The 23,240-nt window shown below is 63.6% G+C and carries 21 protein-coding genes; 5 read left to right on the forward strand and 16 right to left on the reverse strand.

What is annotated here, in order from left to right:
* Positions 1-93: 93 nt before the first annotated feature.
* Positions 94-1,107: a 1-aminocyclopropane-1-carboxylate deaminase gene (locus tag CT676_RS21620; RefSeq protein ID WP_028153143.1), complete on the forward strand. Its 1,014-nt coding sequence runs from the start codon at positions 94-96 to the stop codon at positions 1,105-1,107.
* Positions 1,108-1,295: 188 nt separating this feature from the next.
* Here the strand turns inward: CT676_RS21620 and recQ are convergent, their stop codons facing one another.
* The 5 genes from recQ to CT676_RS21645 all read right to left on the reverse strand — a co-directional run bounded on the left by recQ (position 1,296) and on the right by CT676_RS21645 (position 8,627).
* Positions 1,296-3,161, reverse strand: coding sequence for a DNA helicase RecQ (recQ, locus tag CT676_RS21625; RefSeq protein ID WP_085403620.1), 1,866 nt, complete (start codon positions 3,159-3,161; stop codon positions 1,296-1,298).
* Between the two features lie 302 nt (positions 3,162-3,463).
* Positions 3,464-4,207, reverse strand: a complete 744-nt coding sequence (locus CT676_RS21630) for a polysaccharide deacetylase family protein (protein ID WP_085403621.1) — start codon at positions 4,205-4,207, stop codon at positions 3,464-3,466.
* A gap of 106 nt (positions 4,208-4,313) precedes the next feature.
* Positions 4,314-5,315 (reverse strand): homoserine O-succinyltransferase, encoded by a 1,002-nt coding sequence (locus CT676_RS21635; RefSeq protein ID WP_085403622.1) that lies wholly within the window; start codon positions 5,313-5,315, stop codon positions 4,314-4,316.
* Positions 5,316-5,327: 12 nt separating this feature from the next.
* Positions 5,328-6,629, reverse strand: coding sequence for an O-acetylhomoserine aminocarboxypropyltransferase/cysteine synthase family protein (locus CT676_RS21640; RefSeq protein ID WP_085403623.1), 1,302 nt, complete (start codon positions 6,627-6,629; stop codon positions 5,328-5,330).
* A gap of 423 nt (positions 6,630-7,052) precedes the next feature.
* Positions 7,053-8,627 carry an amidase family protein gene (locus CT676_RS21645; RefSeq protein WP_085403624.1) on the reverse strand — a complete coding sequence of 525 codons (1,575 nt, stop codon included), beginning with the start codon at positions 8,625-8,627 and terminating at the stop codon, positions 7,053-7,055.
* 264 nt (positions 8,628-8,891) lie between these two features.
* Between CT676_RS21645 and CT676_RS21650 the strand changes: the two genes are divergently transcribed.
* Together CT676_RS21650 and CT676_RS21655 are read left to right on the forward strand one after the other, a co-directional pair.
* Positions 8,892-9,710, forward strand: a complete 819-nt coding sequence (locus CT676_RS21650; protein WP_085403625.1) for a uracil-DNA glycosylase — start codon at positions 8,892-8,894, stop codon at positions 9,708-9,710.
* Positions 9,707-11,317: an amidohydrolase family protein gene (locus CT676_RS21655; RefSeq protein ID WP_135215346.1), complete on the forward strand. Its 1,611-nt coding sequence runs from the start codon at positions 9,707-9,709 to the stop codon at positions 11,315-11,317. Before CT676_RS21650 ends, CT676_RS21655 begins: the two co-directional genes overlap by 4 nt.
* Before the next feature lie 7 nt (positions 11,318-11,324).
* Here the strand turns inward: CT676_RS21655 and CT676_RS21660 are convergent, their stop codons facing one another.
* Positions 11,325-12,359: an aldo/keto reductase gene (locus tag CT676_RS21660; protein ID WP_085403627.1), complete on the reverse strand. Its 1,035-nt coding sequence runs from the start codon at positions 12,357-12,359 to the stop codon at positions 11,325-11,327.
* A 10-nt stretch (positions 12,360-12,369) separates the two neighbouring features.
* Positions 12,370-13,551, reverse strand: a complete 1,182-nt coding sequence (locus tag CT676_RS21665; RefSeq protein WP_085403703.1) for an MFS transporter — start codon at positions 13,549-13,551, stop codon at positions 12,370-12,372.
* Between the two features lie 98 nt (positions 13,552-13,649).
* Between CT676_RS21665 and CT676_RS21670 the strand changes: the two genes are divergently transcribed.
* Complete coding sequence (locus tag CT676_RS21670; RefSeq protein ID WP_135215347.1) at positions 13,650-14,600, forward strand: LysR family transcriptional regulator; 951 nt, start codon at positions 13,650-13,652, stop codon at positions 14,598-14,600.
* A 47-nt stretch (positions 14,601-14,647) separates the two neighbouring features.
* Here the strand turns inward: CT676_RS21670 and CT676_RS21675 are convergent, their stop codons facing one another.
* The 3 genes from CT676_RS21675 to CT676_RS21685 form a co-directional block, all read right to left on the reverse strand.
* The gene (locus tag CT676_RS21675; protein ID WP_014490468.1) at positions 14,648-15,082 is read right to left on the reverse strand and encodes a cupin domain-containing protein; all 435 of its coding nucleotides are present in this window, start codon (positions 15,080-15,082) and stop codon (positions 14,648-14,650) included.
* Positions 15,083-15,268: 186 nt separating this feature from the next.
* The gene (locus CT676_RS21680) at positions 15,269-16,234 is read right to left on the reverse strand and encodes a LysR family transcriptional regulator (protein WP_161495886.1); all 966 of its coding nucleotides are present in this window, start codon (positions 16,232-16,234) and stop codon (positions 15,269-15,271) included.
* 226 nt (positions 16,235-16,460) lie between these two features.
* Positions 16,461-17,870 carry an amidase gene (locus tag CT676_RS21685; RefSeq protein ID WP_085403630.1) on the reverse strand — a complete coding sequence of 470 codons (1,410 nt, stop codon included), beginning with the start codon at positions 17,868-17,870 and terminating at the stop codon, positions 16,461-16,463.
* A 100-nt stretch (positions 17,871-17,970) separates the two neighbouring features.
* On the opposite strand from CT676_RS21685, the gene CT676_RS21690 reads away from it, so the two are divergent.
* On the forward strand, positions 17,971-18,531 hold the full coding sequence (locus CT676_RS21690) for a TetR/AcrR family transcriptional regulator (protein WP_135215348.1): 561 nt from the start codon (positions 17,971-17,973) through the stop codon (positions 18,529-18,531).
* Here the strand turns inward: CT676_RS21690 and CT676_RS21695 are convergent.
* The 6 genes from CT676_RS21695 to CT676_RS21715 all read right to left on the reverse strand — a co-directional run bounded on the left by CT676_RS21695 (position 18,511) and on the right by CT676_RS21715 (position 23,185).
* Positions 18,511-18,954 (reverse strand): hypothetical protein, encoded by a 444-nt coding sequence (locus CT676_RS21695; RefSeq protein WP_244623226.1) that lies wholly within the window; start codon positions 18,952-18,954, stop codon positions 18,511-18,513. The two genes, CT676_RS21690 and CT676_RS21695, sit on opposite strands and share 21 nt — an antisense overlap.
* Positions 18,887-20,620, reverse strand: coding sequence for a long-chain-fatty-acid--CoA ligase (locus tag CT676_RS21700; protein WP_135215349.1), 1,734 nt, complete (start codon positions 20,618-20,620; stop codon positions 18,887-18,889). The genes CT676_RS21695 and CT676_RS21700 overlap by 68 nt, the downstream gene beginning before the upstream one ends.
* Positions 20,621-20,967: 347 nt before the next feature.
* Positions 20,968-21,129: a hypothetical protein gene (locus CT676_RS44145; RefSeq protein ID WP_161495887.1), complete on the reverse strand. Its 162-nt coding sequence runs from the start codon at positions 21,127-21,129 to the stop codon at positions 20,968-20,970.
* A gap of 126 nt (positions 21,130-21,255) precedes the next feature.
* Positions 21,256-21,576, reverse strand: a complete 321-nt coding sequence (locus tag CT676_RS21705) for a hypothetical protein (RefSeq protein ID WP_085403633.1) — start codon at positions 21,574-21,576, stop codon at positions 21,256-21,258.
* A 184-nt stretch (positions 21,577-21,760) separates the two neighbouring features.
* Positions 21,761-22,183, reverse strand: coding sequence for a tautomerase family protein (locus tag CT676_RS21710; RefSeq protein ID WP_085403634.1), 423 nt, complete (start codon positions 22,181-22,183; stop codon positions 21,761-21,763).
* Positions 22,184-22,324: 141 nt separating this feature from the next.
* Positions 22,325-23,185 carry an SDR family oxidoreductase gene (locus tag CT676_RS21715; RefSeq protein ID WP_085403635.1) on the reverse strand — a complete coding sequence of 287 codons (861 nt, stop codon included), beginning with the start codon at positions 23,183-23,185 and terminating at the stop codon, positions 22,325-22,327.
* Between the last annotated feature and the right edge of the window lie 55 nt (positions 23,186-23,240).

The raw sequence follows: 23,240 nt of genomic DNA on the forward strand, positions 1-23,240 counted from the left end.
TGCGACAGTTGCTGCGCAATATTTGAAAGCACATTTGCCCACGGCAGTGCTAGGCGCTTTAGCCAATTCAACGCCAATCGGGATGACCCAATGATGCTGGACAAATTCGCGCGCTATCCGCTGACCTTCGGCCCGACGCCCATCGAGAAGCTGGAGCGGCTGTCGAAGCATCTCGGCGGCAATGTCGAGATCTATGCCAAGCGCGAGGACTGCAATTCCGGCCTCGCCTATGGCGGCAACAAGCTGCGCAAGCTCGAATACATCATCCCGGACGCGATCGCCTCGAACGCGGACACGCTGGTCTCGATCGGTGGCGTGCAGTCCAACCACACCCGCATGATCGCCGCCGTCGCCGCCAAGATCGGCATGAAGTGCCGCCTGGTGCAGGAAGCCTGGGTCCCGCACGAGGACGCCGTCTACGACCGCGTCGGCAACATCATGCTGTCGCGCATCATGGGCGCCGACGTGCGCCTGGTGGACGACGGCTTCGACATCGGCATCCGCAAGAGCTGGGAGCAGGCGATCGAGGAGGTGAAGGCGGCGGGCGGCAAGCCCTACGCGATTCCCGCCGGCGCATCCGTGCACAAATTCGGCGGGCTCGGCTATGTCGGCTTCGCCGAGGAAGTGCGCAAGCAGGAAGCCGAGCTCGGCTTCAAGTTCGACTACATCGTGGTCTGCACCGTCACCGGCTCGACCCATGCCGGCATGCTGGTCGGCTTTGCGGCGGATGGCCGTGCGCGAAAGGTGATCGGCATCGACGCGTCGTTCACGCCGGCGCAGACGAAAGCGCAGGTGCTCTCGATCGCGCAGAACACCGCAAAGCTCGTCGAGCTCGGCAAGGACATCGTCGAAGACGACGTCGTGCTGATCGAGGACTACGCCTATCCCGCCTATGGCGTGCCGTCGGAAGAGACCAAGGAAGCGATCCGCCTCACCGCACGGTTAGAGGCGATGATCACCGACCCTGTCTATGAGGGCAAATCGATGCAAGGCCTGATCGACCTGACCCAAAAGGGCCATTTCGAGAAGGGCGCAAAGATTCTCTACGCCCATCTCGGCGGCGCGCCGGCGCTCAACGGCTACGGTTACGCATTCCGGAACGGCTGAGGCAGCGCCGTACCTCGCGCCTCCACTCGCTGTCGTCCCGGGCAAGCGTAAGCGCAGACCCGGGACCCATAACCCCAGGGAGATGTTTGGCGAAGAACGTCTCCCCACGTGCCCCAAGATAAATCACGCGGTATGGATCCCGGATCTGCGCTCCGCTTCGCTGCGCTTGTCCGGGATGACGAGAAGCCCTACCGCGCCTTGACGATCTGGAGCAGCTCGTCGCCGTAATGCTCGAGCTTCTTGTCGCCGATGCCGGGCACGTTGCGGAGCTCGTCCAGCGTCGTCGGCCACGCCCGGACGATGCCGTCGATAGTGGCATCGTGCAGCACGACATAGGCCGGCACGCCGCGTTCGCGCGCGATGTCCGAACGCCAGGACCTCAGCCGCGCCCGCAATTCGGGATCGACATCACCCTGCGGCGCGTTGGCCGCAGGCGCGAGGTCACCACGGCGGGATTTTGTCCGGCTCGCGCGAACACGCGTGCCTGGCGCTTCCTCGCGCAGCCAGACTTCGGTCTCGCCGCGTAGCACACCGCGCGCGCTCTCCGTCAGCTTCAGCGCGCCGAACGCCTCGCTGTCGCTGTACAAATGCCCCATCGCCACCAGCTGCCGCAGCACAGTGCGCCACTGCTTCTCGTTCAGCTCGCGCCCGATGCCGAACACGGACAATTTGTCGTGGCCGAACTGCGTCACCTTTTCGGTGAGGCGGCCAATCAGGACGTCGATCAGCTGCATCGCACCGAAACGCTGCCCGGTGCGATAGGCGCAGGACAGCAGCTTCTGCGCCAGCACCTTGCCGTCGCGCATCTTGGGCGGCGTCAGGCAGTTGTCGCAATTGCCGCAATTGTTCGCCGACTCGGCCTCGCCGAAATAGGCGAGCAGCCGCTTGCGCCGGCACTGCGCAGTCTCGGCGAGGCCGACCAGTGCGTCGAGCTTGCCGATCGACACCCGCTTGAAATCGTCAGAACCGCTGGACTCGTCGATCATGCGGCGCTGCTGCACGATGTCGGAGAGACCATAGGCCATCCAGGCCGCCGACGGCTTGCCGTCGCGACCGGCGCGCCCCGTCTCCTGATAATAGGCCTCGATGCTCTTCGGCAGATCGAGATGGGCGACGAAGCGGACGTCGGGCTTGTCGATGCCCATGCCGAAGGCGATGGTCGCGACGATGACGATGCCGTCCTCGTTGAGGAACCGGTCCTGGTTGCGCGAGCGTATGCTGCTGTCGAGCCCGGCGTGATAGGGCAGCGCCGCAATGCTGGCGTCGTCGAGCGCGGCGGCAACCTCCTCGACGCGATTGCGCGACAAGCAATAGACCACGCCGGCGTCGCCCGCATGCCGCTCCCGGATGAATTCTTTCAGCTGCGACACTGCGTTGCGCTTGTCGACGATCTCGTAGCGGATATTCGGGCGGTCGAAGCTGGAGACGAATTGCGGGCTGTCGGCGAGCCGGAGGCGCTCGACGATCTCCTTGCGCGTCAGATCGTCGGCGGTCGCGGTCAGCGCGATGCGCGGAACGTTCGGAAAACGTTCGGCGATGATGGAGAGGCCGACATATTCGGGGCGGAAGTCATGGCCCCATTGCGAGACGCAATGCGCCTCGTCGATCGCGAACAGCGCGACCTTCGCCTGCGCCAGCAGCGCCAGGCAGCGCGGCGTCACCAGGCGTTCCGGCGCGACATAGAGCAGGTCGAGATCGCCCGCGATCAGGCGGCGCTCGATGTCGGAAGCTTCCTGCAGCGTCAGCGACGAGTTCAGCGCCGCGGCGTTGACCCCGGCCTCGAGCAGGCCGGCGACCTGGTCGCGCATCAGCGCGATCAGCGGCGACACCACGATACCGCAACCTTCGCGCAGCAGTGACGGCAGTTGATAGCACAGCGACTTGCCGCCGCCGGTCGGCATCAAGACCAGGCAATTGCCGCCATCCGTGACGTGCCGGATGATCTCGCCCTGCGCGCCGCGGAACCCCGGCAAGCCGAACACCGAATGCAGCACCGACAGCGCGTCGCGGCCGTTGGCCGGCGCAGGCAGCGGGGCGGTGGAGGGAGCGGACATGGGTGTGTCGGTGCAAGGCCGTAGGATTCGTCACAAGGCCAGTCGCATGACCGCGCGGGCATGGCAAGACTGTTTGGATGGCAGGCAGGACTCTTCCCCTCTCCCCTTGCGGGAGAGGGTGGATCGCCGCGTAGCGGCGAGACGGGTGAGGGGTATCTATCCACGGATTCGGTAAAGCTTGCTCGGTGGAGACATACCCCTCATCCGGCGCCATAGCCGAAGCTTTGCTTCGGCGTTCCTAGGAACGGCGGCCGAAGGCCGCCTATGCCACCTTCTCCCACAAGGGGAGAAGGAAGAAGAAGCTACGCCCCGATCCGTCGCAGCGCTTCCGCGACCGTCACGATCGGCATGTCGCGCTTCCCGGCCGCCTCCAGCGCATGGCGCATCAGGTGCGGCGTGCAGCCGTAGGGGCTTGGCGCGTCGGCGACGTCGTGGCCGTAGAAGATCAGCCATCCGCCGCTTGTCACCGCCTCGTCGAAATAGCGATCGACGCCCGCAAGATCGATCTCGCGATCGACCAGAGGCGAGGCGCGCAGGAACTGGAGGTCGATGACGTCGCGATTGACGCCGGGAAGGATGCCACGCGCGGAGCGAAAGGCCTTTGCAAGCTGCGGCTTGCGCCAGACCGAGGCGATTCCATAGGGGTAGGCGAAGTTCTCCAGCACGATCGAGGAATCGATGCCGTGGAAATGGCTGCGGTTACGCTCGATCTCGCGCGCCATGGCGGCCTCGTCGAGATCGGCCGAGCTCTGGTGCGAAAAGGTATGGCAGGCAATCTCGTGACCGGCCAGGTGAAGCCGCACGATCGCGTCGTTCGACAGGCCGTGCCAATGATCCGACGGACGATCGATCAGGCTGCCGGCGAGGTAATAGGTGCCGCGGCCGCCATGCCCCTCGAGAAGCTCGGCGCCCTCGCCTGCAGCGCTATCGGGCGCGTCGTCAAACGTAAAGCTCACCATCGGCGCATGCGCAGGCAGCCGGTGCGGCGCGGCACGAAAATGCCGGGCCAGCCGATTGCTCACGCGTCCCTGGAGTGCCGACCACACGACTGCGTTTCCTGCGATTCCCTTGTTTCTCTACTGAAACATTCGTGCACTGGTAGAGGCAAGCCTAACGCCCGGGTAATCCTAATGCGGAACCAACGCCCTTCGTCTAGCGTGCCAGGACCGAAATATCGGCTTCCGCACCGAGATATTGCAGCCAGTTGCGGAAAAGCGCCGCCGCGGCGCTGCCAGCGGCGATATCGGCGCGCAGATTCAGCGCAGGCAGTTCGTTGGTGAGCGCGGGGTGGCGCTGTTGGGTCGCCTTCTTCTCGAAGCGGGCGAGCTTCTCTTCGGTCGCTGCGTCAAAATAACTCACGGGCAGGTGCGGATAAGCCTCGCGCTCGCGCGCGAGATAGCGGCCGATATCGCGCAGATATTCGCGCTGAAGCGATAGCGCATCGTATTCCGGGTGGCCCTGGAAGAACACGAAGCGGCTGGCATATTGCCTGACGAAGATATCGACGCCGGCCTTTGCCGAACGCGTCAGCACCTGGTAGCCGGCCTGCGTGAGGTCGCTCTCGGCGATCTCGTTCAGGCGGGAATGCGAGACCTTGAGGGGCGCAGGCGCAGCGCGCGTCAGCGCATCGTTCGTCGCAGCTTCGCAGTCGAAAATGCCGTGACATTTGGCCGGGAGCCGCCGCCTCACGATGCCGTCGAGATGCAGCACCGCCGCATGCGCGGCGAGGCACGACCAGATCGTCGAGCGCGTGTTGACCTTGGCCCAGTCGATCAGCTCGGTGAGGTCGCGCCAATACGGCTCCTGGTCGAGCTCGGGCGCGACCGGCTCGGCGCCGGTCACGATCAGCCCGTCGAACTTGTGGCGCCTGAGCTCGCTGAGTTCCGAATATTCGCTCTCGACATGCCACTTCGCCTCGGGCGACCGCTTCACCGAGGGCAGCGAGAAACAATGGAAACGGATGCGGCGCGGACCTGCGGCCGCCTGGAGCAGCCGCATGAACTGCCGCTCGGTCGCCTTCAGCGCCGGATCCGGCATGTTGTTGATCAGACCGATCGTGAGATCGGCGAAACCTTGGTCGCGCGCGAAATCGCCTTCGGCCGGCACCAGCGCCGGGCTCGATATACCTTGATCCCTGTCGATCAAGATCGTCATCGGCGCCGTCGCCTACTCCGCGGCCTGGAGGCGTGCCGACGGGCAGGCCTTCTCGAGCGCCTGGTCGATGTCCTCGATGATATCTGCGGAATGCTCGATGCCGATCGAGAGGCGGATCGTCTCCGGCAGCACGCCGGCGACGCGCTGCTGCTCCGCCGACATCTGCCGGTGGGTGGTCGAGGCCGGATGGCACGCCAGCGACTTGGCATCGCCGATATTGACCAGGCGCGTGATCAGCTTCAGCGCATCGTAGAAGGTCTTGCCTGCTTCCATGCCGCCCTTGATGCCGAAGGTGAACAGCGAGGAGGCGTTACCGTCCAGATATTTCTGCACCAGCGGATAGTACGGGCTGTCCGGAAAGCCGGTGTAGTTGACCCAGGCAACGCGCGAGTCCTTGCGCAGGAATTCGGCGACCTTGCGGGCGTTCTCGACATGGCGCTCCATGCGCAGCGCGACGGTCTCGATGCCCTGGAGCAGCAGGAAGGCGTTGAACGGCGACAGCACCGAGCCCATGGTGCGCTGATAGATACTCCGCGCGCGCTCGATATAGGCGGTCTTGCCGAAGCGCTCGGCATAGACGAGGCCGTGATAGGAGGCGTCAGGCTTGTTGTAGCCGGGGAAGCGGTCGGCGTGCTTCGCCCAGGGGAAGTTTCCGGAATCGACGATGGCCCCGCCCAGCGTGGTGCCGTGGCCGCCCAGAAACTTGGTCAGCGAATGCACGGCGATGTCGGCGCCGTAGTCGAACGGCTTGAGCAGGATCGGGGTCGCGACGGTGTTGTCCACGATCAGCGGCACGCCGTGCGCATGCGCGATCTTGGCGAGAGCCTCGATGTCGCAGACATTGCCGGCGGGATTGCCGATGGTCTCGGCGAACACGGCGCGCGTGTTCTCGTCGATCAGTTTTGCGATCGCATCCGGCTTGTCGCTCTCGGCGAAGCGGCCGGTGATGCCCTGCCGCGGCAGGATGTGCGAGAGCAGCGTGTGCGTGGTGCCGTAGAGCTGCGGCACGGAAACGATGTTGCCGCCGTGATCGGCGACGTTGACGAAGGCGAAATGCAGCGCAGCCTGGCCGGTCGCGACCGCGAGCGCGCCGACGCCGCCTTCGAGCTGGGCGATACGCTTCTCCAGCACCGCGCTGGTCGGATTGGCGATGCGGCTGTAGCGAAAACCTTCGGCCTCGAGATTGAAGAGCGCGGCGCCGTGATCGGCGCTGTCGAAGGCATAGGCGGCGGTCTGGTAGATCGGCACCGCAACTGCGTGCGTGGTGGCTTCGGGCTCGTAGCCGGCGTGAATAGCGATCGTCTCGTTGCGCATCGTGCCACCTCCGCGTGGAGCGGGCCGCACTTATTGGCCTGTATGAGGCATGTGCGTTGTCCGCCGCTCCTCTGTTAGAGGTGGGTGGTAAAGCGGACAATAATTCGCCTAGAGATCGAGGAAGTAACCCTAACGATTGTTGGTGAATTGGCTAAAACTTGAATCGAATTGGATTAATGAATTGCTGCGAGTCAACGCGGCAGTGACGGTGCTTCCCTTCTCCCCTTGCGGGAGAAGGTGGCGCGAAGCGCCGGATGAGGGGTATCTATCCATACGGCTAAATGCTCGCCTGTGGGGAGAGACCCCTCACCCGTCTCGCCGCTTTGCCATAGCCGATGCAAAGCATCGGCGTTCTAAGGACGGCGGCCGAAGGCCGCCTATGCCACCCTCTCCCACAAGAAGGGGAGAGGGTGAGAGTACTCCCTACTCCATCGTCTCCCAGAGCCGGTGAGCGAGCACACCGGCACGCTTCTCGATCGCGGCCGCCGCATCGAGCGCGAGGTCCTCGCGATAGCGGCCGGCGATCAGCTGCACGCCGATCGGCTTGCCGTCATGCAAGGTCACCGGCACCACCGCGCCGGGCAAGCCCAGCACGTTGATGGCGGAGATGAAGCGGATCTCGCCCCAGAAGATTTCCTTCACGCGATCGGCGCTGACGGTGTCGTCGCGCGGTCCCGGCGTCGGCTTCACCGTGGTCGGCGCCAGCACGACCGGATACTCTTCGAAGAACAATTGCCAGGCGCGGATATGGCCGTTGCGTGCGGCCGTCGCCTGCATCCAGGCCTTGAGATCGAGCACATTGGCCTTGGTCTTCATGCCGCCCCAGGCCTTGTGGAAGTCCTCGGACGTCACCTTCAACATACCGGCCTCCTGCATCACCACGGTCTCGTTGGTGATGATGTCGCACCAGGTCTGCCAGACCCCGTCGATGTCGGGGACATCGACCTCGGTCACGCGATAGCCGGAACGCTCCAGGTGATCGGCGGCCTGACGCAGCGCCGCGCGGACGGATGGATCGACGTCCATATCCTCCGGAATCCTGGCCAGTGCGACCTTGATCGGTCCCTTCGGCTTCGGCCCGGCCAGCGGCGCCGGCACCCACCAGGGATCGCGCGGATCGCGCTGGCTCATCACATCGAGCGCGAGGCGGACGTCGCCGACGTGACGGGCGAGCGGGCCCTGCGCCGACATCAGATGCGCCAGCATCGGCCGCTCGGCCGTGGCGCTTCCGTTGAAGGCGGGGATGCGCCCCTGCGTCGGCTTGATGGTGGCGACGCCATTGCAATGCGCCGGCCAGCGCAGCGAGCCGCCGATGTCGTTGCCATGGGCGATGGTGCCGATGCCGGCGGCGACCGCCGAGCCCGCTCCGCCCGAGGAACCGCCGCAGGTGATGTTCGGATCCCAGGGGTTCAGCGTCAGCCCGTGTAGCGGATTGTCGGTGAAGCCGCGGAAGGAGAATTCCGGCGTGTTGGTGAGGCCGATGACGATCGCGCCGGCTTTCTTGAGATTGCGCACCACGGGCGAGTCCGACGGCGCGACAAAATCCTTGTTGGCGGGCACGCCGTTGAAATTCGGCCGGCCTTCGTAGTCGACATTCTCCTTGATCGTGATGGGCACGCCGTGCAGCAGGCCGAGCGCGCCGCCCCTGGCGCGCTGCTTGTCGGCCGCATGCGCAGCCTTCAGCGCTTCCTCGCTGAGATCGACGACAACCGCGTTCAGCCGCGGATTGACGGCGCGCATCCGTTCGAGATGCACTTCGACGGTCTCGACCGCGGAGATCGCGCCGTTGCGGATCGCGGCTGCGGTGTCGACCGCGGACCATTGCCAGACCGGACCTTTCGGACGGCGTGCCGTGGCCGCCTTACGCGGTGCCGGCTTCTTGACCGTCTTCTTGACCGCCTTCGCAACGGCCATCTTGCGGGCGGTGCTCGTCTTGACCGAGGTCTTCGTTACTTTCCTTGCAACACTTTTCTTCTTCGTCGCCGTCTTCTTCGCCACGCCGCATCTCCAAAAAATTGCGCGGCGGAGGTTATGGAGATCACGCGAGCGTGTACAGGCGCGTTTCTGCATGGCGCGTCGCCGCGACGCTCTGCCACGGGCCGGCGCGAGAGACGCGCATGAACCTTTGGCCCCGCTCTCCTGACCCATATACTGGTTGAATGGTGGAACAAACCACCGCTAAGATTGTGCCATCAAGATTGTGCCATGGCGATTAGGTTTTTGACCTAGCTATTCTGACAGCGACGCATCGGAGCATTTGCCATGCTCGTGGAATTCGACAGCGGATACGATCAGCAACCCTTCCGCGATCTGTGCGCCGACTATCCGGCCGCTGAAACCTACGATCCCGACGATTTCCGGATTGAATGGGGGCCGATCTTTCACCGCGGCCGGCTCGACGGATCGGCGCGTGTGCTCGTCGTCGGTCAGGATCCCGCCCAGCACGAGACGATCGTGCGCAGAATTCTGGTCGGCACTGCGGGCCGCCGGACGCAAGGTTTCCTGGCGAAGCTCGGCATCACGCGGAGCTACGTGATGGTGAACACCTTCCTGTACAGCGTCTACGGGCAGAGCGGCGGCAACAAGCACAAGAACGAGCCGGGGATCGTCGAGTATCGCAACAAATGGTTCAAGGCCGTACTCGCGCCGGGCAATATCGAAGCCGTCGTCTCACTCGGCGGCCTCGCCGACGAGGCGTGGAAGGCCTGGCTCAAGACGTCCGACGGCGAGGCCTACAAGACCCTCGCCTATCAGCATATAACGCACCCGACCTGGCCGGAAAGCTCGGCCCACGATAACGCGACGCGGGCCGCGAACACCAAGATCATGCTGACCAAGTGGAATGCCGCGCTCGCGGCTCTCGCGCCTGGGCTCCAGCATCCCGACGTGCCGACGACGCTCGTGCCGTATGGGGACGCCTTCAAGCCGACCGAGCTCTTCGACATCATCGCAATGGATCTTCCCGCCGGACTGCCGGCGTGGATGCGCGGAGACACGCCATGGGCCGTGCGCCAGGGCGCCGACGCGGCCACCAAGCGGCGCACGATCACGATCACCATCCCCGACGGAGTGATCCCATGAGCCCGGCTGCCAACCCGAAACGATGGGCCCTGAGCGGGCGGATCGTGACGATGACCGCCGAGGGCGACGTCATCAAGAGCGGGACGATCTTCATCGAGGACAATCGCATCGCGGCGATCGTACCCAAGGGACAGCCGGCCCCGGCAGGCTTCGAGGCCGTCGTTGCAGTGGCGACCGGCGGCACCATCTATCCTGGCCTGATCGAGCTGCATAATCACCTGAGCTACAACATCCTGCCGCTCTGGCGCGTGCCGCAGCCCTACGGCAATCGCGACCAATGGCAGAACGCCAAATCGTACAAGACGTCGGTGACCGGCCCGATGAGCGCGATCGCGCTGGCCGACGACGGCTCGCTGCTGCCGGCCCTGGTCCGCTATGTCGAAGCCAAGTGCATGGTCGCCGGCACCACGACGAGCCAGGGGATCACGCTGTCGAACTGGAGCGGCACGATCCATAAATATTACAAAGGCGCGTTGCGCGCCGCCGAGATCGGCAGCCCGCCCGATCTGCCGCGGGCACACTCGAAGATTCCCGACATCGATGCCGAGGATTGGGCGAAGTTCGACAACGAGTTGAAATCGTCATCGTGCTTCCTGCTGCATCTCAGCGAAGGCATCGATACCAAGGCGCATAGCCACTTCCTCGCCTTGCGCAATTCCGAGGGAGATTGGGCGATCGAGCCGTCACTCGCCGGCATTCATTGCACGGCACTCGATGCGACCGACTTCGGAACGATGGCCGAAAACCATGCCAAGGTCGTCTGGTCGCCCCTGAGCAATCTCCTGCTCTACGGAAAGACGACCAATGTCGTTGCCGCGCGCACGGCCGGCCTCACCATTGCGCTCGGTTCTGACTGGTCGCCGTCCGGCAGCAAGAACCTGCTCGGCGAGCTGAAGGCGGCCAAGGTCGTGTCCGCGCATTTCAATCTCGGCTTCAGCGACTACGACATCGTCTCGATGGCGACGCGCAATCCGGCCGCGATCCTCAAGTGGGATACGAAGCTGGGAACGATTGCCAATGGCAAGTTCGCCGACCTTCTGGTCGTGAAAGGAGTCACCGGCGATCCGTACGCTCATCTGATCAAATCGCGCGAGCAGGACATCGTTCTGGTCACCATCGGCGGACGAGCCCGTTATGGGACGAAGACGGTCATGCAGAAGGCGGGCGGAATCGGCGAGGCGCTCAAGATCGGCAGCAGCGCGCGGGTGATCGACTTCACCTCGCCCGACCAGGATCCCGGGATCGAGAGGATCACGCTGGCGGAGGCGACGAGCCGCCTCCGTGCCGCGCTCGGCAATCTCGGCACCTTGCAGCCGCACAGCCTCGCCATGAGCGATGCGATCGCCCGCGGAGCGGTGTCACGCACTGGATGGCGCCTCGCGCTCGACGAGCAGTTCGGCAACAATGTCCAGCTCCGCCCGCGGCTGGAATATAACGGCGTCAGGACCGGTCCGGATTTGGCGGCGGTGGCGGCAGCGGCCGAGCCGCTGCACCCGATCAAGCTGGATGGCCTCACGGTATCAGGCGATCCCGCGTTTCTGGACACGCTGAAGAACGAGCCGAATCTTCCAGCGGGAATCGCGACGGCGATCGCGGCTTTTTACTAGTCGTTCGTCACACCAGCGGCGGATTGAGGCGCGTAAAGCCTTCCTGGATGCGATAGGGGTAGTAGGGATAAGGCGGCATCACGGCGCTGACCTCGTCGAGACGCGTGATCTGCGCAGCGCTCAGCGACCAGCCAACCGCGCCGAGATTGTCGCGCAATTGCGCTTCGTCGCGGGCACCGATGATCACCGAGGATACGGTCGGACGCGACAGCAGCCAGGCAATCGCGATTTGCGGCACGGTGCGGCCGGTCTCCGCGGCGATCGTATCAAGCACGTCGACGATGGCATAGAGACGCTCATCATCCACGGGCGGGCCGAACTGCGCGGTGGCGTGCAGACGGCTGTTCGCAGGGAGCGGCTCGCCGCGCCGGATCTTGCCGGTGAGCCGGCCCCAGCCGAGCGGGCTCCAGACCAGCGCGCCGACGCCCTGGTCGCGAGCGAGCGGCATCAGTTCCCATTCATAGTCGCGGCCGAGCAGCGAATAATAGACCTGATGCGCGACATGGCGCGGCCAGCCGTGCCGTTCGGCAATTGAGAGCGACTTCATCAGCTGCCAGCCGGCGAAATTGGAAACACCGACATAGCGCAGCTTGCCGGCACGTACGAGCGTATCGAGCGTGGACAGCACCTCCTCGATCGGCGTGAACGCATCGAAGGCATGGAGCTGGAGCAGATCGAGGTAATCGGTGCCGAGCCGCCGCAGCGCTGCTTCGACCGAGGCGACCAGACGATATCGCGAAGAGCCGGCATCGAGCGGACCGTCGCCCATCGGCAGGCTCATCTTAGTGGAGATCAGCACCTTGTCGCGGCGTCCCCTGATCGCGGCGCCGAGGATTTCCTCTGACGCGCCGTTCGAATAGACATCGGCGCTGTCGAACAGATTGACGCCGGCCTCGAGGCAGATATCGACCAGCCTGCGCGCTTCGTCAGCGCCGCTGCGGCCCCAGGCCGAGAACAGCGGGCCTTCGCCGCCAAACGTGCCCGTGCCGAAGCTGAGGACGGGTACCCTGAGGCCGGAAGCGCCGAGATTGCGATATTCCATGATCATTCTCCTATTCCGCCGGGCACGCCGCGACTGCGGACTGCGTTCGATCGAGCTGAAGGCTCCATAGCGCAAGCACGAGACCGACGGCCGTGATGCCGGCCGCGACCAGCGGCAGCGCGGAGAGACCGAGCCCGCGGTCGATGGTGACGCCGCCCGCCCAGGCGCCGAGCGCGTTGCCGAGATTGAAGGCGGCGATGTTGAGGCTGGACGCGAGCGTACGGCCGCTGGGGCCGGCGGCTTCCAGCACGCGAAGCTGGAGCGGCGCGACGGTCGCAAAGGCCGCGATGCCGAGCAGCAGGATCAGGGCGATGGCTGCGATCTTGACCGACAGCATGGCGGCAAGGCCAAGCAGCACGATGGCGAGCGCAGCGAGCGTGCCGATCAGGGCACGCGCGAGGCCACGATCGGCGAGCTTGCCGCCGGCGACGTTGCCGATCGCGAGACCTGCACCGAACACCAGCAGGATCGGCGACACCGCGGCTTCCGAGAAACCGGCGAAGCGCGTCAGGATCGGCTGGATATAGGTGAAAACGACGAACAGGCCGGCAAAGCCGAACACGGTCATGGCAAGGCCGAGCAGCACCTGCGGCCGGCCGAGCACCGCGATCTCCTCGGAGAGCGAGATCGGCTTGTCGCCATTGCCGACATGGCCGGGCACGAATGTGGCCACCACTGCGAAGGCGATCACGCCGATCACCGTCACCGCCCAGAATGCCGCGCGCCAGCCGAGCATCAGGCCGAACCAGGCGCCGAAGGGCACGCCCAGGAGCGTCGCGACCGTCAGGCCGATGAACATGGTCGCAATCGCCGACGCGCGCTTGTCCTCCGCGACGAGGCTGGTGGCGACCACCGAGCCGACGCCGAAGAAGGTGCCGTGGGCGAGCGAGGTCAGCACCCGCGCCGCCATCAGCCATTCGTAGTTCGGCGCCAGCGCGCAAGCCGCGTTGCCGAGCGTGAAGATCGCCATCAGGGCGAGAAGGACGGTTTTCCGCGGCATCCGCCGCGTCGCCAGCGTCAGCACAGGCGCGCCGACGAAGACGCCGAGCGCATAGCCGGAGATCAGCAGCCCCGCGACCGGCACGGAGACATGCATGTCCGCGGCGACCTGGAGCAACAGGCCCATAATGATGAACTCGGTGGTGCCGATGCCGAAGGCACCGGCGGTGAGGGCGAGGACGGCGGGAGGCATGCGTGGCTCCAATGCGAGGGACGAGCCACGCAGATAGCCGCAGCGCAGCAAAACCATTAGGATGTCCGCAATCCAATCATTTGTGACGTGAATTCAATATGGCCCGTTTCGACACCAACCGCTCCGCCGAGATGGAGGTTTTCGTCCGCGTCGTCGATCTCGGCGGATTCACCCAGGCCGCGCGAAAACTGCGCCTGACGCCGTCGGGCGTCAGCAAGCTGATCTCGCGGCTGGAGACGCGCCTCGGCTCGCGGCTGATCAACCGCACCACGCGCAAGCTGACGCTCACGGAGGAGGGCCAGGCCTTCTACCAGCGCGCCGTGCGCATTCTCGGAGAGATGGAAGAGGCCGAGCGCGAGGCGGCTTCAGGTGCTGCGCCGCGCGGCCGCCTCACGGTCAACTGCAACATTCCCTTCGGCATGCTGCACGTCCTACCGCTGATTCCCCGCTTCCTCGAACGCCATCCCGAGGTCACACTCGACCTCGTGCTGACCGACACGCTGATCGACCTGATGCAGGAACGGGCCGATATTGCCATCCGCGTCGGGCCGCTGAAAGCTTCACGCCTGGTCGCGCGAAAGCTCGGCACCAGCCGCATGGTCGTCGTCGGCACCCCAAACTATCTGGCGCGCTTCGGCACGCCGAAGACGCCGGCGGATCTCACTGAGCACCGCGGCATCGGCTGGACCTTTCCGCGCATCCGCGACGGCTGGCCATTCCGGCGCGGCGACCGCACCGAGGAAGCCATGCCGCCTCCGGCCGCGCGCGCCAGCGACGGCGAGATCGCCCGCCGCCTCGCCCTCGGCGGCGTCGGCCTCGCCCGCCTCGCCCTCTTCCACATCGGCCCCGACATCGAATCGGGCCGCCTCGTCCCGGTGCTGCAAAGCTACAATCCCGGCGACCGCGAAGACATCCACGCCGTCTATGTCGGCCACACCGCGCCCCTGCCCGCGCGCGTGCGCGCGTTCATCGATTTCCTGGCCGAGCATGTGCGGGTGAGCGACCCCGCGCTGAAGCGCGCGGGGGACGGGAGGTGGAGGGTGGCCTAGGGACGTCGAAATCGCGGCGATACGCGCGTTCGGTGCTGCCCATCGTGTCATGGGAGCGGACCAACTATCCGTTGGCCGTTGCGCGCTGCGATCGTCGGCAGCATGTCCATGTGCTGCTCGCGCGGCTCGGGGATCCTGTGCAGATCGCGGAAGAATTCCTCGTGACGACGCGGCGTGGAGACGAGGATGTGTCTCGCGTCGGCCGGCCCCTCATTGGTGAAGCCGTGAACAACTCCTCTCGGCACGAGAATCCGCGAACCGGGTCCAGCGACCTCGGTCTGGTCTCCCACGAGGTATTTCACCTGGCCCTCCAGGAGGACAAACAGCTTGTCCTCCTCCTCGGAGATGTGGGCGGGTGCCCCGAAGCCCGGCTTGATGGTCATGTCCAGCACCGTGAACGGGCTTTCCTGCGGATTGATAATTTTCGTCGTGAGACCGGCAAATTCGGTCGTTTCGAACTTCGTCGTGATGACGCTCTGCATGGGCCAAGGCTCCATTGACTTCGGAGCTCAGTAGATTGCATGCGGGAGGGCTGCGGATTAGTCCCCTTCCGCAAGCCACAGCGGCTGTAGTTCTGGCCAATTGGCATCGGAGTTTCCCGAAGACCAGTTCTGCTGCCCGAACGGTCCACCTCAAACTGTCGGCATGAACAACGACAACTACGGAAATCACCGCCCCGCAGCTGCAAGCTGTCGCTCGAACACACGGGTAAAATCCGCGACCTTGGCGCTCAGATCGGCCCGCGACGGATATGTGAGATGCAGGCGGATCGTCCCGGAGAACTGCTCTGGCAAAACCGGCACGACGAGCCCCGATGCATATTCCACTCTGCAGAGGGCTTCCGGAAGCAGACCAATCCCCTGGTGATTCAGCACAAGCTCACGAGCAAGAGCGAAGGAGTCGACCGCGACATGAAAGGCGGGCCACGTCGCCCCGCCCGGCAAGGAGCGGGATAGAAGGCGCAGCAATTCCGGCCTCGATGGCCCGATCAAGGTCGACGCGTCGCGAATATCGACGGGGATCCCGTGACTGCTCACATAGTCTGCGCTCGCATAAAGACCAAACTTCATGTCGATTGCGCCCTTGATCAGGGCTTCCTGAGGATTGGCCGCTCCGATGCGGAGCGCAATATCAATATCCCGGGAGATGAGATCGAGCACGTCGTTAGTGAGCGACACCTCAAAGCGCACATTGGGGTGATCGTTTCTGAAATCCCCGATCGCGGCTGCCACGATCCTGACCGGAAAGTCGGCCGGCAGCGTGATGCGGATTTCGCCGGCATATGGGTCGTCAGCACCGCTTACCCCCCGGATCGCGTTGACAAGCAGGGCAAGCGCGCCAGCCGAACGCTGGTAGAGTTCTCGTCCTGCGGCCGTGAGGGCAAAAGCGCGCGTGGACCTCTTGAAGAGCCGCGCACCGAGCGCCGCCTCCAGGCTGCGGATGCGCAAGCTGACGGACGACCTCGGCGTGTTGGTTTCGCGGGCTGCCGCCGCAAATCCGCCGGCGCGCACGACAGCGACGAATGTCTGCAGGGAATTCAGGTCGATCGGCTGCGCGTCGGTGTGAGCGAGACTTGAATGTTCATTCTGATCATCCTTCTCGGCCTCTTCGAGAGCGCTGCTGTGTGCCTTCATGACGTCCTGCTTCCGGTGATGGTCCGGCGCGCGCGGGAACTTCATAAGGGAAGGGAGCGGCAACCGATAGCGAACCTATGGACGGCAACAATGACCGGAGCTCATCAGGATTTGCGACGCAATTGAACGTGACCGTCGGTTGATTGAGCAAGCCGCGATATCGTCAGCTCATCCTTCATGGTGGATGCTCTCAGGGGAGGGCGGGATGAATCCCGCCCTCTCATCGTCAGATAGTCGGATGAAGGTCGCGAACGGGGCTAACCTCCTCGAGGAGCGAGGCGATCTTGAGCGTCGTCGATTCCGCCAACCAGGAGGAGACGATTTGCACGCCGATCGGAAGGCCATCATGGCTCGTTCTAAACCGCATTGATAGCGCGGGCATTCCCGTCAGGCTAAACGGTGATGTCGCGCTCATCACGTGGAAGGGCGAAACCGTCACGCCATCGACCACGAGGTCCTTGAGACCGTGTTTGGTCGCCGGGAACGGGGTCACCGGACATAGCAGCACATCGTACCGCTGGAAGTATTCGGCGAAGCTGTCGCGAAGGCGCTCTATGGCCTGCTCGGCGGCGACGAAGTCGACGATCGGCGTATCAGGTGCATCAAGGACCAGTTTGGCGTGCCTGAAGATCTCGGCCTCATGGCCGGCGGTGACCTTCTCGAACTCGCGCCGGGATTCCATCTGCTGGAGCTGCCAGAGGACGCTGTTGGCATCGGTCTGCTCCAGCACCGGCAACCGGACCTCCTCAACGTGGCAGCCTGCATTCCTCAGTGCATGCGCCGCTGCCTTCACGGTCGCGACCACCTCCGGATCGGTTGGTCCGAAGAAGCCCGGGGAGGCCAGCCAGCCCACACGAAGCTCACGGGTCGATTTCGTACCTACCCCTGTATCGAGGCTGGGCGAGCTGACCGAGAAGCCGTCGGCACCGTCAGGTCCTGCCATCAAGGAATAAGCGAGCGCCACATCGCGAACCGAACGCGCCATCGGACCGATGTGCCAGAAACGGCGCGGCACCCGGGGCCAGTGGCCCGTCATCGGCATTCGACCGTGAGTGGCCTTGAATCCGACGACACCGGTATGCGCTGCCGGGCCGCGCAAAGAGATCGAGAGATCGCTGCCCACACCGAGTGGCGACATGCCCGCTGCGATGGCAGCGGATTCACCGCCGCTCGATCCGCCCGGCGTGTAGTCGAGGTTCCAGGGGTTGTTGGTTTGGCCCGTCAGGAGATTGTCGGTTTCGATCGAATAGGAAAATTCGGGCGGGTTCGTCTTTGCGATAAGAATGGCGCCGGCGGCCTTCAGCCTGGCCACGACGGTGGCATCAGTGTCAGGCACGCGCCCCCTGAAAATCGGCGAGCCGCGCTGTGTCAGCACACCCGCCGTGTCGATCCCATCCTTGACCGTGAACGGAACGCCATGGAGAGGGCCGAGCTGGGCGCCCGATATCACCGCCGCTTCGGCCGTCCTGGCGCCTTCCATCGCGCCGTCGGCCAGCGTCACGATCGCATTCAGCTTGGGATTGACCGCCGCGATGCGGTCGAGATGCGCCTGCATGACCTTGACCGGCGAAAGCTCCCGTTGAGCGATCAGCTGGGCGATGCGCGTGGCGTCCATTCCAACGATGTTATCCATCATATCTGTCCTACCTGCCATTTGGTAGGCTGGACATGTCTCTCGCATTTATGGACTTCAATCCCTACCTGTCATTTGGTAGGGACACGTTGAGGTGATCACGATGAGCGAAAATGCGAGGGAAGCAATCCTGGCCGCGGCGCGCAGGACAGCGCAGGCCCACGGGTATGGCGGGTTGAACTTCCGCGACATCGGGGCTGAAGTCGGCGTCAAGGCTGCGAGCATCTATCATCATTTCCCCGGCAAGGCTGAGCTCGGGGCCGCGGTTGCGAGACGCTACTGGGAGGATACGGCGGCGAACCTCGAAGCTCTTTCAAAAGCGAACGGAGATCCAAGAAAAGCGCTCCGGGCCTATCCGGGACTTTTTCGTCGATCGCTCGAGCAGGACAATCGCATGTGCCTCTACAGCTTCATGGCGGCCGAATATGATGATCTGCCGGACGCCGTGAAAACCGAGGTGCAGGCGTTCGTCGATGTCAACGTGGCGTGGCTGACCAGGATGCTCGCCGCAGCTTCAGTTCCCGCCAGCAAGCGTGAAGCAAGGGCGCGCGCGATCTACGCGGCCGTTGCCGGCGCGCAGCTGATGGCGCGGAGCCGCGCCGACCTGAAACTGTTCGATGTGCTGATCGAAAGCTATCGCGGATCAGGCTTGATCCCGACTTGAAAGCCGATCCTGCCTGCGCCGTCCAAATAGCTGGCGGAGATGAATCGCGGACATCTTTGGCTCCTTCACGTCGGCGCTTGCGTGCCAATTGACAGTCAATTGGAGAACGTGCTCGCCCTGCGGACGAGCAGTTCGTCGCCCTTTTCGGCTGATTTCGAGCGCGGGTGCCTGGTATGGCGTTGAGACAACAACGCGCTGACCGGGCGCCAGTACTGTCACAAAGCGGATCGGCGTTCCCGCTGCACCCTGTGCAAGAGTCGTGACGACGCGGAATCCATCGGGCTCGACCGTGCAGTAGGCGACGCCGGATACATCGCCGAGATTGATGCTCAGGCCCTCGATCGGCCGCAGGCCGTTAGCGTGTGCGGCTCCGAGTGAGGCGAAGGTGACGGCGGCTGCGAGAAGCGAGCTGCGGACTGACATAGGAACCTCCGTTGGCTTCGGCGGCGGGCGGGTTGCCCGTCTGGCTGATCGCGGCGAAATCGCGGTTTCCGTAAAGCTCGCGCAATTTGGTCTTCAGGACTTTTCCGGTCGCCCCGTGCGGAAGCTCGTCGACGAACAGAACATCGTCCGGCATCCACCACTTCGCGATCTTGCCCTCGTAAAAGGTCAGGAGATCTTGCGCCTTGAGCCTCGATCCCTGGCGCCGGACCGCAAGCACGAGCGGGCGTTCGTCCCATTTTGGATGCGCAATACCAATCACCGCCGCTTCGACGATTTCGGGGTGGGTCATCGCCAGGTTTTCGAGTTCGATAGACGATATCCATTCGCCTCCGGACTTGATGACGTCCTTCGAGCGATCCGTAACCTGCATATAACCGTCGCTGTCGATCGTGACGACATCACCCGTGAAAAACCAGCCATCGGCACGCTCGCTTTCCGGCATCTTGTAATAAGCGCGGGCAATCCAGGGCCCCCGAACCACGAGGTCGCCAACGGCCTTGCCATCGTGGGGGAGTTTTCTGTTGTTGCCATCGCGAATGCCGATTTCGACCCCGAAAAGCGCACGTCCTTGTTTGACCTGGCGAGACCGCCGTTCAGCTCTCGACGAGGTCATGTGCTTGCGCAGTGGCTTCGAGATCGTCGCGAGCGGGCTGGTTTCCGTCATGCCCCAGCCATGCAGAACTTCTACTCCGTATTCGTCCTGCAGCGTTTCCATCAGGGCGGCCGGACATGCCGTGCCACCGATCAGCGCGCGATTGAGCGTCGTCGGCTTCACGCCGGCGCTTTGCAGGTATCGAACATAGCCCAGCCAGACCGTCGGCACGCCGCCGGCGAAAGTCACCCCGTGGTCCTCGAACAACCTGTGCAGGCTCTCACCGTCGACGTTTTGGCCGGCCATCACCAGCTTCGAACCCCTCGCCGTTGCACAATACGGCATTCCCCAAGACATTGCGTGGAACATCGGCGAGACAAGCGCGACCGTGTCATCCAGAGAAATGCGACAAGCGTCTGGGAGCGCTGCGGCGCAGGAATGCAGCACGGCGCTGCGATGGCTATACAGCACACCCTTTGGGTTTCCTGTCGTTCCCGACGTGTAGCACAGTCCGCATGCCGTGTTCTCGTCGAACTCCGGCCATGCATAGGCTTCCGAGCACCCGGAGAGAAATCCTTCATAGGATGGGAAGCCTTTGGCTCCCACGAGCTTTGCGTCGCCAGCCTCGCCCAGATATATCCACGCTTCAACAGTCGGACATTGCGGCATTAAAGAGTGTACGAGATCGATAAAAGCCAGATCGAAGAATACAATCGCATCTTCGGCGTGGTTGATGATGTATATGATCTGGTCCGCGAACAGCCTTGGATTGATCGTGTGGCAAACAGCTCCCATTCCGGAAATGCCGAAGTATAGCTCCAGATGCCGATAGCTAATCCAGGCTAAGGTCGCCACGCGATCGCCTGGCTTAATGCCGATCGAATCCAATGCATTTGCGAGCCGAGAGCTGCGCTCGAGAAGGCCGCTGTAGTTCGTGATGTGATCGGGCCTGTCGGGAGTTCGGGAGACGATCTCGACATCGGGAAAGGAGCGCGCCGCGTGCATGAGAATGGACGACAGGAGCAACGGAGTTTGCATCATTAAGCCAAGCATGGCGAATGTTCCCTCGGTTTCAACGCTTTCACTTCAGCCGCAAGCGACTGTTCGTGCGGGCAGGAGATGGTCCGCACGGGTATCCATTTGGCGGGAGGTTTTCATCAGCCAGGACGACGTCTCGCCCGCTCTCTCGCCCTTGGGCGCCCGGCCCCCGAAAACGCGCCTTCGCGCGAGACCTGAGAAGGATGGCGAGCTTGAAGTGAACGACTAGCAGCCTGATCGCAAAGGACGTGACGAGCCATATGACTGACAGGGGCATTTGTCTTCCAAACACGATTTAGATTCGATGCTGTGAATGAAGCTAAGACTCTGGAAGCTGGATGTCGTGAGCCGCCGGCGCCCTTTCACCGGTACTGGCACGCACCGCTCACTGCCACGTCGCGCCGCGAAGCGGTCAGGGCCGACGCGGAGACGGATAACGGCGGCGCGGATAGGGCTGGAAGCAACGCCAACGTCATGAGCAGGGTACGACGGTCGATGCCGGAGCGCAGAATGGCTTCCTTCATGTTCGGCTACTCCTAATTCAAATAGATCGGGTGGAGCAGGTTCGGCGAAAATGCGATGGACCGCTCTGCCGCTGATCACGCTCATCGCCCTTCCCGTTCGCTGGGAAGGCGCCATTTCGCCGGAAATTAGTTCGAGACCGATTTCACCTTGCGGACGAGCACGCTGTCGCCGTTCCGGCTGATTTCGAGCGCATTTACCTGGTGCGGTGTTGAGAACGCCACGCTCTGACCCGGGGCAAGAACACACACAACACGGATCGGCGTTCCCGTCATGCCCTGTGCAAGGGTCGTTACGACATGGAATCCGTCGCGCTCTACGGTGTAGTAGGCGACACCGGACAGTTCGCCAACGTCGACGCTCATGGCATCAATCGGACGCAGGCCATCGGCGTGGGCGGGCTGCAGAGAGGCGAATGCTGCGGCAACAAGCAGGCTACGGATCGACATAGCGATCTCCTTTGGGTTGCGACATAAAACCTGTAAAGCGTCGAGGCTGAAGAACACTGCGACGAGCCGGCCGGGCGGTATTACGTCCGCCCGGCGCCTTTCGGCATTTTGGCGTTCGCGCCGCCGAAGCTTGGCGGATTGATACCCATCGCCGCGATCAGCTCGCTGAAGGTTGCGCCCACACTCAGGTATATGCTGACGGGCGGTCCTCTTTGACCCAGTGCTTTTCAGCCTCAGAATCGGGGTCAGGCGGCTTCATTCCTTGGATGGTCCAGAAATCGATTGGCGTTTCGTCAATGTGGACCTCCCAGCCATAACCCCGCTCTCGTGTGAAGGGATTGAGCGTAGTGTTGACGCGCTCCAGCCACCACGCTCGCCGCTCGGGAGCAGTTGCGCGAGCAATCTGATCAATCCAAATCCTGACAAAATCGTTCGCTGCCTTTCCACCGATAAAGAACGAGTTCCTTGGCAATTCGTGAAAGACAACGCTTGCATAGAACCGGGGCAAGCCGACATCCGCGTAGAGGTCCGTGATACGCGTCGCAAGCGCGCACTTGTCCTCGGCTGAGTACGCATTTTCCGGACAGTAAATATGCCACAGAGGCATTTGAGCTCTCCTTGTTAAGCTTTGGCGATATTCGTCCTGGCTTCTTCATTCTTTCGAGGGCCTATTCCTGGCAGGGCGCGCCCGCCAGCGTGCTGCCGCGTGAGGACGGGTCGACGGCAGGCGCCGACCCGGAACGCTCCATCACGCGAGTTTTTCGAGATGCCCGAGGCCCAGACCGTCGACGACGGCCCTCTGGACGGGCGCGATGTCGGCATTGATCTTGTCAGCACCGAACGACGTGCCCACCACCGTCCGAGCGGCGCGACTGCCCTTCGCCTGGCCGACGAGCTTGGCGACGGCCTCGGCAATGTCATGAGGCTTCGGAGCGTCCTTTCCCTGCAACATTGACGTGAAGGTCTTGTAAATGGCGTCGGGAATCTGGCCGACCTCGCCGTAGGACTTCGTGATGTCGCCGTCGGCAGGCCTCTGGATGCTCGAGTACAGGCTTGTCGGGTAAGCGCCAGGCTGAACTTCCACCACGTCTACGCCGAGTTGGGAGACCTCCAGCCGAATGCTGTCGGTCAAAGCTTCGATCGCCATCTTGCTCGCGCCGTAGATGCCGACGAAGGGGAACGTCACCCGGCCGAGGACCGAGCCCATGTTGATAATGAGGCCTTCGCGCTCCCGACGCATCGAAGGCAGCACTGCCCGCGTAACGCGGAGGAACCCGATGACGTTGGTGTCGAAGATCGCCTTCGCCTGATCCGCCGTGAAGGCTTCGGTTACGCCGACCGACGCAATGCCGGCGTTGTTGACCAGCACGTTGATCTTGCCGGCCTCGGCGAGGATAGAAGCAATGGCGCGATCGACCGAGCCGTCATCGGTAACGTCGAGTTCCACGACGCCTATTTTCTGGCTCCGCAGCGCGTCGGCGTGGCTGCGATTGCGGCCGGCGATGTCGCGCATCGCGGCAAACACGCGATAGCCGTCGCGCGCCAGCTTTTCCGCGGTTTCGCGGCCGAAGCCGCTCGATGTGCCGGTAATGAGAATAGTCCTGGTCATGGTTTGACTCCGGTGATGAGGGTTGCGGGTCAATGCGAGATGATCAGCCGGTATG

This window comes from Bradyrhizobium sp. MOS001 (genome assembly GCF_004634465.1).
Classification (GTDB): Bacteria; Pseudomonadota; Alphaproteobacteria; order Rhizobiales; family Xanthobacteraceae; genus Bradyrhizobium; species Bradyrhizobium barranii.